Source organism: Xanthomonas campestris pv. campestris str. ATCC 33913 (assembly GCF_000007145.1).
GTDB classification, from domain to species: domain Bacteria; phylum Pseudomonadota; class Gammaproteobacteria; order Xanthomonadales; family Xanthomonadaceae; genus Xanthomonas; species Xanthomonas campestris.
This window is the reverse complement of the sequence record NC_003902.1, coordinates 2,315,273-2,332,667: the sequence shown is the minus strand read 5'-3', so window position 1 is coordinate 2,332,667 and position 17,395 is coordinate 2,315,273. Positions and strand designations below refer to the sequence as shown.

General features: G+C 64.8%; 12 protein-coding genes and 1 riboswitch. Of the genes, 5 read left to right on the top strand and 7 right to left on the bottom strand.

Features of this window, described 5'->3' with window-relative positions:
- Positions 1-3: 3 nt before the first annotated feature.
- The 6 genes from bamB to ndk form a co-directional block, all read right to left on the bottom strand.
- Positions 4-1,221 carry an outer membrane protein assembly factor BamB gene (gene bamB, locus XCC_RS10315; protein WP_014507731.1) on the bottom strand — a complete coding sequence of 406 codons (1,218 nt, stop codon included), beginning with the start codon at positions 1,219-1,221 and terminating at the stop codon, positions 4-6.
- Positions 1,221-1,859 carry a YfgM family protein gene (locus XCC_RS10310; RefSeq protein ID WP_011037148.1) on the bottom strand — a complete coding sequence of 213 codons (639 nt, stop codon included), beginning with the start codon at positions 1,857-1,859 and terminating at the stop codon, positions 1,221-1,223. Before XCC_RS10310 ends, bamB begins: the two co-directional genes overlap by 1 nt.
- A 70-nt stretch (positions 1,860-1,929) precedes the next feature.
- Positions 1,930-2,784, bottom strand: a complete 855-nt coding sequence (locus XCC_RS10305) for a helix-turn-helix domain-containing protein (RefSeq protein WP_011037147.1) — start codon at positions 2,782-2,784, stop codon at positions 1,930-1,932.
- The gene (gene pilW, locus XCC_RS10300; protein WP_011037146.1) at positions 2,781-3,569 is read right to left on the bottom strand and encodes a type IV pilus biogenesis/stability protein PilW; all 789 of its coding nucleotides are present in this window, start codon (positions 3,567-3,569) and stop codon (positions 2,781-2,783) included. Before pilW ends, XCC_RS10305 begins: the two co-directional genes overlap by 4 nt.
- 10 nt (positions 3,570-3,579) lie before the next feature.
- A complete protein-coding gene (rlmN, locus tag XCC_RS10295) occupies positions 3,580-4,785 on the bottom strand; it encodes a 23S rRNA (adenine(2503)-C(2))-methyltransferase RlmN (protein ID WP_011037145.1) in 1,206 nt (401 codons plus the stop codon).
- Positions 4,786-4,803: 18 nt separating this feature from the next.
- A complete protein-coding gene (gene ndk, locus XCC_RS10290; protein WP_002812972.1) occupies positions 4,804-5,229 on the bottom strand; it encodes a nucleoside-diphosphate kinase in 426 nt (141 codons plus the stop codon).
- A 218-nt stretch (positions 5,230-5,447) separates the two neighbouring features.
- Here ndk and XCC_RS10285 point away from each other — a divergent pair, with 218 nt between their 5' ends.
- The 4 genes from XCC_RS10285 to XCC_RS10270 all read left to right on the top strand — a co-directional run bounded on the left by XCC_RS10285 (position 5,448) and on the right by XCC_RS10270 (position 11,487).
- Complete coding sequence (locus XCC_RS10285; RefSeq protein ID WP_011037144.1) at positions 5,448-6,080, top strand: TetR/AcrR family transcriptional regulator; 633 nt, start codon at positions 5,448-5,450, stop codon at positions 6,078-6,080.
- Positions 6,081-6,105: 25 nt separating this feature from the next.
- Complete coding sequence (locus XCC_RS10280) at positions 6,106-8,478, top strand: 3-hydroxyacyl-CoA dehydrogenase/enoyl-CoA hydratase family protein (protein WP_011037143.1); 2,373 nt, start codon at positions 6,106-6,108, stop codon at positions 8,476-8,478.
- Between the two features lie 147 nt (positions 8,479-8,625).
- Positions 8,626-9,831 (top strand): acetyl-CoA C-acyltransferase, encoded by a 1,206-nt coding sequence (locus XCC_RS10275; RefSeq protein ID WP_011037142.1) that lies wholly within the window; start codon positions 8,626-8,628, stop codon positions 9,829-9,831.
- A 172-nt stretch (positions 9,832-10,003) separates the two neighbouring features.
- A riboswitch (Fluoride riboswitch) is annotated at positions 10,004-10,079 on the top strand.
- Between the two features lie 85 nt (positions 10,080-10,164).
- Complete coding sequence (locus XCC_RS10270; protein ID WP_011037141.1) at positions 10,165-11,487, top strand: voltage-gated chloride channel family protein; 1,323 nt, start codon at positions 10,165-10,167, stop codon at positions 11,485-11,487.
- A 42-nt stretch (positions 11,488-11,529) separates the two neighbouring features.
- On the opposite strand, the gene XCC_RS10265 is transcribed toward XCC_RS10270, so the two are convergent.
- Entirely contained in the window at positions 11,530-12,900 is a 1,371-nt protein-coding gene (locus XCC_RS10265; RefSeq protein WP_011037140.1) for a replication-associated recombination protein A, read from the bottom strand.
- A gap of 238 nt (positions 12,901-13,138) precedes the next feature.
- Here XCC_RS10265 and xopZ point away from each other — a divergent pair, with 238 nt between their 5' ends.
- Positions 13,139-17,305 carry a XopZ family type III secretion system effector gene (xopZ, locus tag XCC_RS10260; RefSeq protein WP_011037139.1) on the top strand — a complete coding sequence of 1,389 codons (4,167 nt, stop codon included), beginning with the start codon at positions 13,139-13,141 and terminating at the stop codon, positions 17,303-17,305.
- Positions 17,306-17,395 lie beyond the last annotated feature (90 nt).

Below are 17,395 nucleotides of genomic sequence, written 5' to 3'. Positions count from 1 at the left end.
TCCTTATTGTGCCAACCGGAAGGCGGTGATATCGCCGTCGGTATTTTGTACCAGCAGAATGCCATCGACGACCAGCGGCTGTGCCAGCAGCGTGTCGCGTCCAGCGCGAGCGCGCGCGGCCAGAGCACCGTCGCTGAGTTTCAACCAGTGCAGGTAGCCCTTGTAATCCCCCACCACGGCGTAATCACCCTGAATGGCCACACCGGTCAACGAGCGGCGTGCAAGCGCAGCCTGCGACCACATCGCCGCACCGCTGGACTTGTCCAGGCCCCACACCGAACCGGCGTTGTCGGCCACCACCACCACGCTGGACGACACGCCCGGACCACCGGCACCGCCGTGATCGCGTGTCCACAGCGGACGGCCACTGGGGCCTTCCAGGGCGAGGGTTTCGTTCTTGAAGCTGGTCGCATACAGGGTGGTGCCATCCAGCACTGGGGCGCCGTCCACGTCGGACATGCGCTCCAGCTCGGTACGGCCTTCCGGCACGCCGATGGCCTGTTCCCACAACGGGCGGCCATCCTGCAGCGCCAGGGCGCTCAGGGTGCCGACATCGTTGCCGACAAACACCACGCCCGGGCCGGTCACGATCGGCGCATTACCGCGCACCGACAGGGTCGGACCTTCCTCGGCATGGAACCAGCGGCGCTCGCCGGTGGCTGCATCGAACGCGCTCACGCGGCCGTCGTTGCTGCGCACCAGCACCAGGCTCTGCGCGATGGCAGGCGCGGCGATGACTTCGTTCGGTACCTTGGCCCGCCACTTCTCGGTGCCATCGGCCTGATTCAGCGCGATCACGTCACCGGACAGCGTGCCGATCACCACCAGGCCCTCGCCCACACCCGGGCCACCGGACAGGCGCTGCTTGAACTTGCGATCGTTGCGCTCTTCTTTCTTGGGCTTGTATTCCCACACGCGCTTGCCGGTCTGCAGATCCAGCGCCTGCACGCCACCGGTGATGGCGGCGGCATACACCTTGCCATCGGCCACGGCCGGACGCTGACGCACACCGATGTGCCCCTCGCCCTTGCCCACGCCGGTGGACCACAGCTTGTCGACCTTGACCGAAGGCTCGAACTTGACCAGTTCGGCCGGTTCCTGCGCCTTCTTGGCAGCCGCGTCCTTGCCTGCGAACCAACCCTTGACGGTGCTGCACCCCGCCAGCGACATGCCCATCAGGGCGATCAATGCAACGCGCTTGTACATATCAACCTGCTTCATCAAATCGGCTCCGCCGGATCGGGCACGGTGCCGCCCACATCCATCAGCTTGGTTTCCAGCAGGCGGCGCTGCGGCGATGCCACATCCACCGTTGCCAGTGCCTTGGTATAGAGCGCGCGTGCTTCGTCGCGCTTGCCCTGCTTCACCAGCGCATCGGCGCGGATTTCCAGGCTGGTGTGATCTTGCGCGTCGGCCAGCAGCTTGATCGCCTCATCCGGCTTGCCGCTGTCGGTCAGCACGCGCGCCAGGCGCTGCTGCACGATCTGCTTGAGCTCGCCTTCGGCGGGCACATCACGCAATGTCTTGATCGCTTCGGCGGTCTTGCCGGCATCCATCTGGGCCTTGGCCAGGCGCAGCGCAGCGAGCTCGGCATAAACGCCACCCTTGCCGTCGTCCAGCGCCACGATGTCCTTGGCGGCCTTGTCCAGGTCCTTGCCCTGGATGGACTTGACCACGGCCTCGTAGCGGGCATTGGCTTCCACCGACGCGGTCGTGTTGCGCTTCTGCCACCACTGCCACCCCAGGATCAGGGCCAGTCCCAGCAGGACTCCGCCAATCAGACCCGCACCATTCTTTCTCAACCAGGAACGAACCCGTTCACCTTGTTCGTGTTCGTCGAGCAGATCGTCGATCGCCATGCGTACTCTCGCTCCGCCACCTGCAGGCGCGGAACATCAAAAGGGGAAAATGAAAAACCGCAGTCCGCTTCTATTCGGAAGCAGGCACCACGGAGCCGTCGGAGGATACCGCAAAACGTGCCACGTTAGCGCGCTGGAACGGCTTCACGTCGACGATACTGCCGCCCTGCTGAACCTCTACCGCCGACGCATTGCCCAGCACCACACGGCCGATCTGGCCCGGTGAATAGGTGCGCTGCTCGCCGGCACGGATCAACGCTTTTTCCACCGCGCTGCCATCCGGTGCCAGGATCTGCACCCAGCTGTCACCGCTGAAACGCAACGACAACGTGCCAGCACTGCTGGCGGCCGGGGCCTCGGCAGCAGGGGCGGCCCGCGGCACCGGCGTCATCGAAGCGATATACGGCGCCGGTTGTTCACGCGGCACGGAGGACGGCGGCTCGGCAGTCCGCGCGGGCGTGCCGGTCTTGGCAGCATCCGGCATGCTGTCCAGCGACACGGTGCTTGGCCCCTGGCCATCCAGGTGCGAGCGCGTGGCGTACCACACCGGCACTGCGAACACGCCGGTGATCACGACGTACATCGCCTTGCGAGCGGTGCTTTCCAGAATCCGCCGGGCACGCGGGGTATGCGTGTGACTGACCAGCTTGACCGGTTCAACCGGCGCAATCGTGGTTTGCTGCAGCAGCGGATCGAGATCGACACGCAGCAGGCGCGCGTAGCTGCGCAACTGGCCGCGCACGAAGACCGGCGCGCCGAGGCGCTGCCATTCTTCCTGTTCGAGCGAACGCACCACGTGGGCCGGCATGCGCAGCTTGCCTGCCACATCGTCCACGCTCAGACCTGCCGCTTCGCGCGCGTCGCGCAACTGCTGCCCGCATCCCTTTTCCTGCTCGAAAGGATTCGGATTGGAATCACTGATCACAATGCATTGGCCCCAGGAGTAGCGGTCGCTGCGTCAGGAAATTCCTTGACCAACCGCTGTTGATAACGGCCGGCAGCTACCTTGTCGCCGAGCCCTTGCTCAATCTGAATGGCGAGTTGTAACACGGAAGCAGTTGCCGGTGCAGCCGCGAGCCGTCGTTCGACGAATGCGCGGGCTTCGAAATAATTGCGCTTGCCCGCTTCGGAACGGGCCATCGACTCCAGCGCATACGGATTATTCGGGTCCAATTCCAGCGCCTTGCGCAGGTCACGGGACGCACGCTCTAACTGCCCCACCTTGAGCGCGCAGCCGCCGGCATTGCCAAGCGCCGATGCAGGCGAGGAATAGCTGCGATCCGTCAACGCGCGATCAAACCAGACCAGCGACTCTGCCGGTTGGCCATTGGCACAGAGCCATGCGCCGTAGTTGTTGAGCACATCGCCACGTTGCGGCGCAAGCTCTGTGGCGCGGCGGTAGGAGGCACCCGAAGCCGCCCTGTCGCCTTTCGCGTCTTGAATCAGGGCGAGCATGCCAATGGCATCTACCGACTGGGAATCTTTCTTCAGCGCGGCGCGCACCTGCTCTTCCGCGCCGACGTAATCGCCAGTGCGCAGGCGATTGCTGGCCAGGCCAAGCTTTTCCTGCACCCCCAGACGACTCTTGGTGGCCGCGTTGTCGCGGAACGAATAGATCGGCGCAACCTCTTCGACCGTTTTCACCGTGCCGGCCTTGGCATTGCGCCCGCCGCAGCCAACCGCGCTGAGCGCGATCACCGCGGCCGCCATTAACGCGATATCACGCTGCCGCATCTCGATCGGCCTGCCCTTCCAATGTGCGGCGGAATTCCGCCTGGCGACGGGTCCGGTCCATGACCTGGCCCTTGAGCTGACCACAGGCTGCATCGATATCGTCGCCACGCGTGCGGCGTACCATCGTCAGCACCTGCGCATCGAGCAGGATCTTCTGGAATGCGCGGATCTCGGTTTCGCCAGAGCGCTCGTAGCGCGTGCCGGGGAACGGGTTGAACGGAATCAGGTTGACCTTGCCGGCATCCTTGGACTGCACGGCGTTGTCGAACTGCCGCATCAGCCGGGCGAGCTGACGCGCATGCTCGGGCTGGTCGTTGATGCCCTTCATCAAGGTGTATTCGAACGTCACCGAGTCGCGCTTCTTGTTGCCGCGCAGGTAGCGCGCGCACGACTCCATCAACTCGGCGATCGGGTATTTCTTGTTCAATGGCACCAGGCTCTCGCGCAGCACGTCGTTGGCGGCATGCAGCGAAACGGCCAGCGACACGTCGCTTTCGGTGGCCAGCCGGTCGATCATCGGCACCAGGCCCGAGGTGGACAGCGTCACCCGCTTGCTGGCCAGGCCGTAGCCCAGATCGTCGCGCATCACGCTCATCGCGCGCACGACGTTGTCGAAATTCATCAGTGGCTCGCCCATGCCCATCATCACCACGTTGGTGAGGCGACGCTGCTGGTGCGGCACGTTGCCCAGATGGCGCGCGGCAACCCAGACCTGCCCGATGATCTCGGCGGTGGTGAGGTTGCGGTTGAAGCCCTGGGTGGCGGTCGAACAGAAGGTGCAGTTCAAGCCGCAGCCGACCTGGGAGGACACGCACAGCGTGCCGCGGCCCTTGTCGGGGATGTAGACCGTCTCGATCGCATTCTTGCCGTCGGTCCCCATGGCCAGCAGCCACTTGTGGGTGCCGTCGGTCGACGGTTTGTCGAACACGACATTCGGGACGAGGACCTCGGCGTGCTGGTGCAATTTCGCACGCAGCGCCTTGCCGAGGTCCGTCATCTGGTCGAAATCGGTGACGTAGCGATGGTGAATCCACTTCATCACCTGATGGGCACGGTAGCGCGCCTCGCCGAGCGTATCGGCGAAGAAGTGCTCCAGTCCCTCGCGGTCGAGGTCGAGCAGGTTCTGCTTGTGCACCGGTGCCGCCGAGACGGGAACGTCCAGCAACACGGAGGGGATCACGACCTCATTCACGATTCGACTCTCTCGGCCTCAGCGCGAGACCACTTCAGTTGCAGCAAAGAAATACGCGACTTCGTTGGCAGCGTTCTCGACCGAATCCGAGCCGTGGGCGGCGTTGGCATCGATCGAATCAGCGAAGTCGGCACGGATGGTGCCCGGTGCGGCGTCCTTCGGGTTGGTGGCGCCCAGCAGGTCGCGGTGTGCGGCCACGGCATTCTCGCCTTCCAGCGCCTGGATCATCACCGGGCCGGAGATCATGAACTCGACCAGCGCGTTGAAGAACGGACGCTCGCGGTGCACGGCATAGAAGCCTTCGGCTTCGCGGCGCGACAGCTGCTTGTACTTGGCGGCCACGACCTTCAGGCCAGCCTTCTCGAAGCGGCTGTAGATTTCACCGATGACGTTCTTGGCGACGGCGTCGGGCTTGATGATGGACAGGGTGCGCTCCAGCGCCATGGGAGAATCTCCGTTGGGCGGGCCACTGAAGGCCCGAGGTTATCATGAAAAAAACCCGCGTCAAAACGCGGACTTAGCCTTCTTTGCGATGGTCAATTCTATCTCGTCGTCCTTACCTTTGCATACCAGGCCCTGAATCGTGCTGCAGTGCGGCATGACCATGGCATCGGCGAGACCGTAGACTCAAACAATCGTTTGATTGAGCGCCACGCCTGTCCATGCCCAAGCCCGCCCACTTCTCGACCAAGGACCGCATCCTCAGCGCGGCCGAGGAGCTGTTCGCACAGCACGGGTTCGCCGGCACCTCGCTGCGCCAGCTCACCACCCAGGCCGACGTCAATATCGCCGCGGTCAACTACCACTTCGGCTCCAAGGAAAATCTGGTCAACGAGGTGTTCCGCCGGCGCATGGACGAGATGACGGCCGCACGGCTGCAGCAGCTCGAGGCCGCCAAGCGTAGCCAGCCGGGCGAACTCACTGCGGTGCTGGCAGCGTTCGTGGAGCCGGCGCTGGCCATGGCCCAGGACCGCCAGAGTGGCGGCGCCTTCGTCCGCGTGATCGCCAGGGCCTATGCGGAAAAGAACGACAACCTGCGCAAGTTCCTCTCCGACCATTACGGCCATGTGCTGCGCGAGTTCGGCAAGGCTATCGCCGGCTGCGTGCCGGGCCTGAGCAAGGAGGAGCTGTACTGGCGCCTGGATTTCCTGGCCGGGGCGCTCACCTATGCCATGGCCGATTTTGGCCTCATCAAACGCCCGGCGGGCGTGAGCGAGGCCGACCATCGCGCGCACGCCGCGCGCGAACTGATTCGTTTCGCGGAACCCGGTTTCCGCACCCATTCCACACCGTAGTCGCACTCACCAAAGGCTCATCGCTATGTCCAATCCGTTGCTAGTCCGTCGCGCCGCCGTGCTCGGTGCCGGCGTCATGGGCGCACAGATCGCCGCGCACCTCACCAACGCCGGTGTCGACACCGTGCTGTTCGACCTGCCTGCCAAGGAAGGTCCCGTCGACGGCATCGTGCTCAAGGCGATTGCCAATCTCGGCAAGCTCAGCCCCGCCCCGCTCGCCAGCAAGGCGCTGGCCGAGGCGATCACACCGGCCAACTACGAGAGCGGCCTGGAACAGCTGCGCGACTGCGACCTGATCATCGAGGCGATCGCCGAGCGGATGGACTGGAAGCAGGACCTGTACAAGAAGATCGCGCCGTTCGTGTCCGAGCATGCGGTGCTGGCGTCCAACACGTCCGGCCTTGGCATCAACAAGCTCTCCGACGTACTGCCGGAGCAATTGCGCCATCGCTTCTGCGGCGTGCATTTCTTCAACCCCCCGCGCTACATGCACCTGGCCGAGCTGATCCCGGCCAAGGGCACCGACAAGGCCGTGCTCGAAGGCCTGGAAAGCTTCCTGGTCACCACGCTCGGCAAGGGTGTGGTGTACGCCAAGGACACCCCGAACTTCATCGGTAACCGCATCGGCGTGTTCTCGATCCTGTCCACCATCCACCACACCGCCGAGTTCGGCCTAGGCTTCGATGAAGTCGATGGCCTGACCGGCCCGCTGGTCGGCCGCCCGAAGTCGGCGACCTACCGCACCTCGGACGTGGTCGGCCTGGACACCATGGCGCACGTGATCAAGACCATGGGCGACACCCTGCCGGACGACCCGTGGCACCAGTATTTCAAGTCGCCGAAGTGGCTGGAGGCGCTGATCGCCAAGGGTGCGCTTGGCCAGAAGGTCGGCGCCGGCATCTTCCGCAAGGTCGGCAAGGACATCGTGGTGCTGGACCTGCAGAAGCAGGATTACCGCCCGGCCGACCGAAGCGCGGCGCCGGAAGTGATCGAGATTCTCAAGATCAAGAATCCGGCCGAAAAGTTCGCCAAGCTGCGCGAGAGCCAGCATCCGCAGGCGCAGTTCCTGTGGGCGACGTTCCGCGACCTGTTCCACTACAGCGCCTATCACCTGGCCGACATCGCCGAGACCGCGCGCGACGTGGATCTGGCGATCCGCTGGGGCTACGGTTGGTCGCTGGGCCCGTTCGAAACCTGGCAGGCCGCCGGCTGGAAGCAGGTAGCGCAGTGGATTGCCGAAGACATTGCCAGCGGCAAGAGCATGAGCAGCGCGCCGCTGCCGAACTGGGTGTTCGACGGCCGCGATGGCGTGCATGCGGCCGAGGGTTCCTACAGCCCGGCACGCGATGCCAAGCTGCCGCGTTCGGCGCTGCCGGTGTACAAGCGCCAGCGCTTCCCGGACCCGCTGCTGGGCGAGCAGTTTTCGCCGGGCGAGACGGTGTTCGAAAACGACGGCGTGCGCATGTGGCACGACGGCGATGACATCGCCGTGGTCAGCTTCAAGACCAAGATGAACACCGTGTCCGACCACGTGCTCAACGGTCTGCAGGAAGTCGTCGGCCGCGCCGAGAAGGACTTCGCCGGCCTGGTGATCTGGCAGCAGAAGGAGCCCTTCTCCGCCGGTGCCGATCTGGCCGGCGCACTGGGTCTGCTGCAGGCCGGCAAGGTGGACGCGTTCGAAGCGCTGGTCGCCAACTTCCAGGCCACCAGCCAGCGCATCAAGTATGCGCAGGTGCCGGTGATTTCGGCCGTGCGCGGCCTGGCGCTGGGCGGCGGTTGCGAGTTCCAGATGCATAGCGCCAAGACCGTGGCCTCGCTGGAAAGCTATATCGGCCTGGTCGAAGCCGGCGTCGGTCTGCTGCCGGCCGGTGGCGGCCTGAAGGAGATCGCGGCGCGGGCCTCGGTGGCTGCAGGTCCGGGCGGCGATGTGTTCGCCGAACTGAAGAAGACCTTCGAAACCGTCGCGATGGCCAAGGTCTCCAACTCGGCAGTCAACGCCCAGGAGCTGGGTCTGCTGCGCACCACCGACAAGATCGTCTTCAACAGCTACGAGGCACTGCACATCGCCAAGGCCGAAGCGCGTGCGCTGGCCGAAGGGGGCTACCGCGCCCCGCTGCCGGCACGCCGCATCCAGGTCGCCGGCGACGTCGGCATCGCCACCTTCAAGATGCTGCTGGTCAACATGCTGGAGGGCCGCTTCATCAGCGAATACGACTACGAAATCGCCACCCGCATCGCCACGGTGGTGTGCGGCGGCGAGATCGACCGCGGCGCGCTGGTGGACGAGGAATGGCTGCTCAAACTGGAGCGCAAGCACTTCGTCGAGCTGGCCCAGCAGGAGAAGACCCAGGCACGCATCGGCCACATGCTCAAGACGGGCAAGCCGCTCAGAAACTGAGATTCGTGATTCGGGATTGGGGATTCGTCACAACGGCTCCCCTGCCCTCCAACATTCCATCCCGCCGGACGGGACCATTCGGACATCGGAATTCGCTTTGACGAATCCCGACTCACGAATCCCCAATCCCGGCTATCGGAGATAGCCATGAGCAAGCAGATTCAAGAAGCCTACATCGTTGCCGCCACGCGTACGCCGGTGGGCAAGGCGCCGAAGGGCGTGTTCCGCAATACCCGTCCCGACGACATGCTGGCGCACGTGTTGCGCGCAGTGGTGGCGCAGGCGCCGGGCATCGATCTGTCGCGGATCGACGATGCCATCATCGGCTGCGCCATGCCCGAGGGCGAGCAAGGCATGAACGTGGCGCGTATCGGCGTGCTGCTGGCCGGCCTGCCCAATACCGTGGCCGGTCAGACCATCAACCGCTTCTGTTCGTCCGGCATCCAGGCCGTGGCGATGGCCGCCGACCAGATCCGTCTGGGCAATGCCGATCTGATGCTGGCCGGCGGTACCGAATCGATGTCGATGGTGCCGATGATGGGCAACAAGGTCGCCATGTCGCCGAGCGTGTTCGCCGACGACCATGTGGCCATTGCCTATGGCATGGGCATCACCGCCGAGAAGGTCGCAGAAGAGTGGAAGGTGTCGCGCGAGGATCAGGATGCCTTCGCGCTGGCCTCGCATCAGAAGGCGATCGCGGCGATCGCGGCGGGCGAGTTCCGCGACGAGATCACCCCGTACGAGATCCACTCGCATCAACCCGACCTGGCCGGCAATGTGATCGCGCTGCGCAAGCGCCTGGTCGATACCGACGAAGGCCCGCGCCCGGACAGCTCGCTCGAAGGCCTGGCCAAGCTGCGCCCGGTGTTCCGCAACGGCCAGTTCGGCGGCAGCGTCACCGCCGGTAACTCCTCGCAGATGAGCGATGGCGCCGGTGCGGTGCTGCTGGCCTCCGAGCAGGCGATCAAGGATTACGGCCTGACCCCGCTTGCCCGTTTCGTCAGCTTCTCGGTCGCGGGCGTGCGCCCGGAAGTGATGGGCATCGGCCCGATCGCGGCCATTCCCAAGGCGCTCAAGCAGGCCGGCCTGACCAAGGACCAACTCGACTGGATCGAACTCAACGAAGCCTTCGCCGCGCAGGCCTTGGCTGTCATCCGCGATAGCGAACTGGACCCGTCCAAGGTCAACCCGCTGGGTGGCGCGATCGCCCTCGGCCATCCGCTGGGCGCGACCGGCGCGATCCGTGCCGCAACGCTGGTGCACGGCTTGCGCCGCCGCCAGCAGAAGTACGGCATGGTCACCATGTGCATCGGCACCGGCATGGGCGCGGCGGGCATCATCGAAGCGCTTTAAACCGCGCAGTTAGCGGCCCGGCAGCGACTGCCGCTGCGATGGCCAAGAATGGATTGGAGCGCGCGCTCCAATCCACTGTCTCCGACCGATCCATTGCCGTCGGCAAGCGGACCGCTTGTCGTGCTATGCCACAAGGCAGCGGCTGGACAGCCAAGCGACGCGGGATTATTCTGGCCATCTCGGAGATGGCGTTCCTCCGCGCTGTACCATCAACCGTAGCGATCGCTACTGATGACGCCTACAAGAACTCTGGCCCGGCCAGGGATTGTAGGCGTGTCTCTGCTCACATCCCCCCTGCCGTGCCAGCCCTCACCTTCCAACCGACAGGCTGCCATGTCCGGATTCCGCCGCCCCGAGTATTTCGATCTTTTCCTACAGCTTGCCAAGTGGCTGGCGATCGCCAGCGTGGTGGGCGTCCTGGCGGGTACGGCGTCGGCGCTGTTCTTGCTGGCGTTGGAGGCGGCGACCGCCTGGCGTGAAAGCCATGCCTGGGTACTCTGGCTGTTGCCTGTGGCCGGATTCGGTGTCGGGCTGGTCTACCACCTGCTGGGCAAGGACGTGGACGCGGGCAACAACCTGATCATCGACGAAATCCACGATCCCCGGAAAACGTTGCCGCTGCGCATGGCGCCGCTGGTGCTCGGTGGCACGGTGATCTCACACTTGTTCGGCGCCTCGGTCGGGCGCGAGGGCACGGCGGTGCAGATGGGCGCAGCCCTCGCCGACCAACTGACGCGCGTGTTCCGTCTCCTGCAACAGGACAGGCGCCTGCTGCTGATGGCCGGCATCAGCGCCGGCTTCGCCTCGGTGTTCGGCACGCCGCTGGCGGGTGCAATCTTCGGCCTCGAAGTCCTGGTCATCGGCCGCTTGCGTTACGACGCGCTGTTGCCTTGCACGATGGCCGCGATCGTGGCCAATCAGGTGTGCCTGGCCTGGGGTATTCAACACACGCACTATGCGATCGAGCGCATAGTGCCAGTCGGTGTCGGCAGCGTATTGGCGGTGATGGCGGCCGGCGTGGTGTTCGGCCTGGTCGGCAGGCTGTTCGCCACGGCCACGCATCTCCTGGGTCAATCGGTCAAGCAGGCGATCGCCTATGCGCCGCTGCGGCCCCTGCTTGGTGGCGTGGTGATTGCCCTGGCGGTCTGGCTGCTGGGCACGCAACGTTACATCGGGCTGGGCATCCCGGAGATCGTGCGCGCCTTCCACGAACCCATGGAACCCTGGGATTTTCTTGGCAAGGCCTGCTTCACCGTGGCGTCGTTGGCCACCGGCTTCAAAGGCGGCGAGGTCACTCCCTTGTTCTACATCGGCGCGACCCTGGGCAACGCACTGGCGCCCCTGCTGCAACTGCCGTTCTCGATGCTGGCCGGGCTGGGCCTGGTCGCGGTGTTCGCCGGCGCGTCCAACACTCCGATCGCCTCGACGCTGATGGCGGTCGAACTGTTCGGCGCCGACATCGCCTCCTTTGCCGCCGTTGCCTGCATCACCGCCTACCTGTTCTCCGGCCATCGCGGCATCTATCACGCGCAGCGCATCGGCGATGGCAAGCATCATAGGCGTGGCATCGGTCCGGAAGACACCGCACGGCATGCCGACCTACCTGCGGCGGACTCGCAGCGCAGCGCCGCCGCGGACCACGACAACAGGCAATGAGTCGCTTCGGTCGTGGCGGCAGCCGCTCAAACTGCCGCTGCGCTAATTGCCGGCCTTGCCCTTGTCAGCCCGCGCCTGCGCGCGCGCCTCGCGCAGGCGATCGAGCTTTTCTTTCAGCTTGATCTCCATCCCGCGCGGCACCGGGTTGTAGTACACGCGCTCGCCCATCGCATCCGGGAAGCCGGTCTGATCCAGCGCGATGCCGCCCTCGGCATCATGGTCGTACTGATAGTCCTGGCCGTAACCCAGCGTCTTCATCAGCTTGGTCGGCGCATTGCGCAGATGCAGCGGCACCTCTTGCGTACCGCTGGCACGCACTTCGGCCTTGGCCTGATTGAAGGCCGCATAGCCGGCGTTGGATTTGGCGGTGCTGGCCAGGTACAGCACCAGCTGCGCGAAGGCCAGCTCGCCTTCCGGACTGCCGAGACGCTCGTAGATGTCCCAGGCCTCCAGCGCCATGCTCTGCGCGCGCGGATCGGCCAAGCCAATATCCTCGATCGCCATGCGGGTCAGCCGCCGCGCCAGATACGCCGGGTCGCAGCCACCATCGAGCATGCGCGTCAACCAGTAAAGCGCTGCATCCGGGTTGGAACTGCGTACGGATTTATGCAACGCCGAAATCTGGTCGTAGAACTGCTCGCCGTTCTTGTCGAAGCGGCGCGTGCGGTCGGCCAGCACCTGCAGCAGCGTTCGCGGTGTGATCTCACCGCCCTCGCCCGTCGCCAGTTCCGCAGCAATTTCCAATAGCGTCAGTGCCCGGCGTACATCGCCGTCTGCGGCGCTGGCGATTTCCAGCAGCGATGCTTCACTGACCTGGATCGTCTCCTGGCCCAAGCCGCGCTCGGCATCGTGCAAGGCCCGTTGCAAGGCTTCGACGATGTCCTGCGGCGACACGCCTTCCAGCACATGCACGCGACAGCGCGACAGCAACGCAGAGTTCAACTCGAAGGATGGATTCTCGGTCGTCGCACCGACGAACAGGATGGTGCCGCGCTCGATGTGCGGCAAGAACGCATCCTGCTGCGCCTTGTTGAAGCGATGCACCTCGTCGACGAACAGCACGGTGCGTCGGCCGCTGGCGAACCGCTGCGCGGCCTCGGCCAGCACCTGGCGCACATCGGGCAATCCGGACAACACCGCAGAAATCGCCTTGAATTCGGCATCGGCATAGTGCGCCAGCAACAAGGCCAGCGTGGTCTTGCCGCAGCCCGGCGGGCCCCACAGGATCATCGAATGCACGCGCCCGGATTCGACCGCGCGCCGCAAGGCGCTATCGGCCGCAAGCAAGCGTTTCTGCCCGACCATCTCGTCGAGGGTACGTGGGCGCATCCGCTCTGCTAACGGCCCCATGGCGCTGCGATCAACATGCAGCAGATCGGGCGTGATCGAGTCGGGACGTTTGGCTTTGCTCACCCCTTCATTCTACCGCCTCTGTCGGCGGGACGTTCCACAATGCGGTGTTCGGCCATCGCTGGCAGAAATGCTGGCGTTCTCTTTCCAAGCGACCACTTCGCGCAGGTGCAATACCTAAAACGCGCAGCACAATAATGTTACTAAGTAACGAGTGACCGCATACAATCGCTTGCCGGCACCCCGCACCGGCCGCCAGCTGCGCCAGCGCGAGCGGCACGTTCAGCGTACGGATCCCACCATGCCTCGCATTCCGCTTCGTCCCTCTGTCATCGCCGCTTGCCTTCCAGGGATGGCCGAGACCATCTCGCATCCATCCAAACCTTCAGCGAAGCGGCAGACGCATAACAAATTGGCGACGCCCGACCCACGCGCGTTCGAGGCGGAACTGATCCAGGCACAGGAAGATCCGCTGGGTTGGTCAGAGACGCTGCGTGAGCAAGTCAGACAGACAAGCGTCGTCGAGCCCGGATTGAAAGCCGCTCCCAAACGCAAACACGCTCTCCTGCGGCCCTGCAGGAAGGCCGCAGAGCGATTGGGCCTCAGCAGTGGTGCGCCAGAACCGCACGCGCGCCTGCTGCGCTATTCCTCGTTGCAGTGCGAGCGTGACAGACTAGCCGATCCATCGGATCGCAGCGCCAATGTCGCCCTTGCTCCGCACGCAGCCCCGCTGCTGTCGAATGCCACCCAGGATCTCAATGGAGCGCTGATAGCACGCCTTGAGCAATCCAACCACGACCTGGCCGCAGGGATCTCCCGGCGTCGCCAAGCCGAATTGAAGTACGCGCATGCACAAACGCTACACGCTGCACGCGAGCAGTTGGCGTTGAGAGCCCGGCGCGCCGCCAATCTCAGCGACAGCATCAATGTGCTGACGCGTGAACGCGCCGAACTGCTGCAGCAACTGCATGGATGCAATGTGCGAACTGATGCAGTGTCGGCGGCGATACACGATCTCGAGTCGAACATCGTCTCCGCGCGCGCTGCATTGAACGCGTTACCAGGCGTTCGGCAATCGCGCGCTGTCGTAGCGCGCACGGCGCCATCCGCGGCCAACGCGCATCAGGGCGAGGATCCCTCACACCTGCAGCGCGTCTGCACTCGGCTCGAACACGCAGTGCAGGATGCGCGCGCGCGCGGCGATGTGCTGGCCAAGACGGTCTTTTTCGGCCGCGGCTCGGCACAGGCAGCACAGGCAGAGCAAGCACTTGCGGATACTAATGCGGAGATCGATCAATTACGGAGCGCGTATGCACAAGCGCGCGATGCGTTGCGGTCAGATCCAGCAAGCAGCTCTGCCAACAGGCCGGCATCTCGCACGCTTGCGTCGGAACTTGTTGCAGAGCAAGACCGAGAAATCGAGGCACTGCGCACACGACTTGGGTACGACGAGAAGATGCTGACCCTGCAAGGTACGCATGCCGAGCGCTGCCGGCGGAATACGCGGCGCCTACAGGCACGCCTAGCCCAGGTCGACGCAAAACTGGAGCAGGCGCGGCATTCGTCGCGGATCAACACCGAGGAGTTGTGGCAGCAGGAACAGACCGTCAGCGTGCTGGAAGCAGCGGACGGCGACATGCAGCGCGGAGTGGAACATGCAGCCGCGCAGCTGCCGGCAGATGAGGCCCGGCCCGTAGCTTCCGATATCGTCGCCGACACCATGCAGACACTGCTCGACGTGCTTCCCGGCTTTCGCGAGGAAACGCTCGACCCCGTGAGTCGACAGGTTCTGCGCGTCTGGGCTGATGGCCTGCATGCTCGCAGCGCTGCGTTCGGGACCGAGGCCCTGCAGCCGGTCGACGCGTTGCGCATCGCCCTGCAGGCCTTATCGATCGCCAGCGGGGGCGATGCCACGGCGGCGGCCAACGCACTGCAACGCCTGAGCGTCGTGCGGATGCGTGAGCTAATTCCGCCGCCGCAGGTCTCCATCGCTGCCGAGGCGGTCCCGCCAATGGAGACCGTCACCGCCTGCGTCGGCCTGCTGGCCAGCGTGCCGCGCGGCATGCAGGTGCTTTCGCACATGCTGCGCGAAGAACCCACGCCTGCCTCCCGGGAATGGTTGGAGGCGGCGCAGGTCCATCTGCGTGCCAGCCACCGGCTTGCACTGACGCAGGACGCAGAACAGGCTGAACGCACCTGGCTGGGCGATGCGCAAATGGGAGCGCGCCATGCCGTGCACGGCGCTTCGCCGCTCCAGGGCCTGCAGTCTGCAACCGATGCCCAGCGCGGCGCATTTCATGCGTTCCGCAATGGCTACGAAACCACCCGGACAGGTTCACCCTATGCGCGCGTCAACGCATGCCTGCAGATGTTTGCGCAATGGGCGGTAGCAGGCAGCAGAAGGCGGGGCAATAGCGACCTCAACCCCTTCAACGCGCTCGCACTGGGAATGAAGGTCGGCGCCTCCGAAGCGCTTCCCACCGCTGTGCGGCGTGCCAACGATGCTTTTCGCGAGGCGGCCGGCCACTTGACCAGCTGGCTCGTCGCGCGCCGCCAGATCCAGCTGGCGGGCGGGCGAATGCCGTCACAGGACGAGCTGGCGATGCAGGCACTGTCGGAATACGCGCACTGGCTACCACACGAGCAGAACGCGACCGACCTGACCTTCACTGCCAAGGTACTGGGCACGATCGAGCGGCGCGCCCAGGAGCTTCAGCGCTCGGTGGCCGCCTCCGCGAGCGAGAGCGACGATCTGCAGCCGGCGGCGTGCCATCCGGCGATCGCATCCGCCTGGGTCGCATTACGCGCGGGCCGCATGCGTCTGCCGGAAACGCTGCGCCTGATCCAACGCGGCCTGCTCGACCACGCCGGACAGCCGACCGACATGCCGATCGGTGCAGCGCCCTTGGATGAAGAACTGGCGTCGGTCGCACGCAACCACTTCCATCAGGCCGTTGGTCATGCCAGCCGCTTTCTGCATGAGGGCGACACGTCCCGCGTCAGGTCGCCCCGCGCGCTATTCGAATGCCTGCGCAACCTGATGGAACGGCTGGAATGGCGCGACAAGCTGCGTATTACCGAACAACGTGTGATCGGACTCAATACGACGCCGCTATCGGCCGCGCTTGCGATCATCCCCAGCGGCCTGGGACTGAAACTCTCCGCGGGCGGTCAGACCAGTTCCGATCGCTCGGTGGAGATTTACATGGGACGCACCGGGCTGTCGCTGCAGATCGGGCGGCAGAAGGCGCGGCAGTTCAACGCCAGTACGGGCATTAGCGCGGGCGTGCTGCTGCCGGGCACCGAACGCGCGCCGGTGGGTATCACGGGCGCAGCCGAGTGGCGCATGAAAAAGGAATCGAGCATCGAGCATGGCGTGCAGATCCGCGTACCACGGCGGGGAAAGGGCCAGGAGCTGGAGCAGCGCGCGCAATTCCTGGCCATGTTTGAACACCTGCTGCAGCTCGCCGAGCAATCCGGCGGCGATGCAGGCCAGCTGACCGAGCGCGACTTTCTGGGGGAGCTACTGGCGCATCACCCCAGCATCACCGTTGGCTTGATCGGCCATGCCGAGCGCAACGCTTCGGCCACCGAGTCCAGCCTCAGCGTCGCTGCGGGCGTACGCGTGGGAAACATGGATGGCAAACCGCGTCGGGCCACCCTGGGGGCTTCGCTCGGCTTAAAAGCGCGCCGGGAAACCTCCCGTTCGCAGACGCCGATCGAAGGCTACATGACGATGGTACTGAAGGATTCGAGCGCGCAATCCAGGGTAGAGCTCGCAGGCCGCGCATCGGCCAGTGTCGTCGCTCAGCAGTGGACGCACCCAAGCATTGGCAATGCGCCGCCCACGCCAGTGGCGCGGCTGTCCATGGCCACGCTCGATCTCGGCTATAGCAGAGAACTGCATTCGGCCGGCAGCAATACGTTCTCCACCTTGTGGATGTTCAACAACGAAATCGACCCTGTGCGCACGGATCGTGGCTTCGAATTCTTCGACTTCGCCTCATTCGAACGCGAAGTGAAACGCAACTGGCAGTTATGGACGCACTATGGAATCTCCAAACTGCAAGGCAAGGTCGACGACCAGCGGGTCTACATGGTGGCCGAGCGCCAATTGCAGGACTTCGTCGACCGGGTCCGCCTCCATATGCAAGACAACAAGTTCGCCTCGATGATCGTGGACTGGGTGTTACAGGCAGAGGCTGCACCGCGCCTGGACGCATTGCGCGCACAGGCCCAGCTATTACGGGTCGCCGGATGCGAAGCGCAAGCAGTGGAAGCAGATCGCGCCTTCGATGACCTGATCAGCCACCCAGGCATCTGGGAACCGACCATCCTGATCCTGCGCGAAAAAGGCAAGCGCCAGCGCGAGCGTGGCATCGACTTCTTCGTCAAACGCCAGACCAACCAAGCGGCGGAGGCGATGCGGACGGTCGGTCAATGGATCCCGTACGAGCCAGTCCCCTAGCTCTGCAGGCGTGGCCCCGAGGGGTGGGGTCTCCGCCAGGTCACGGTGACGGCTGCGCCCCTCGCAGGCACAACCGATCGTTGCACCTTG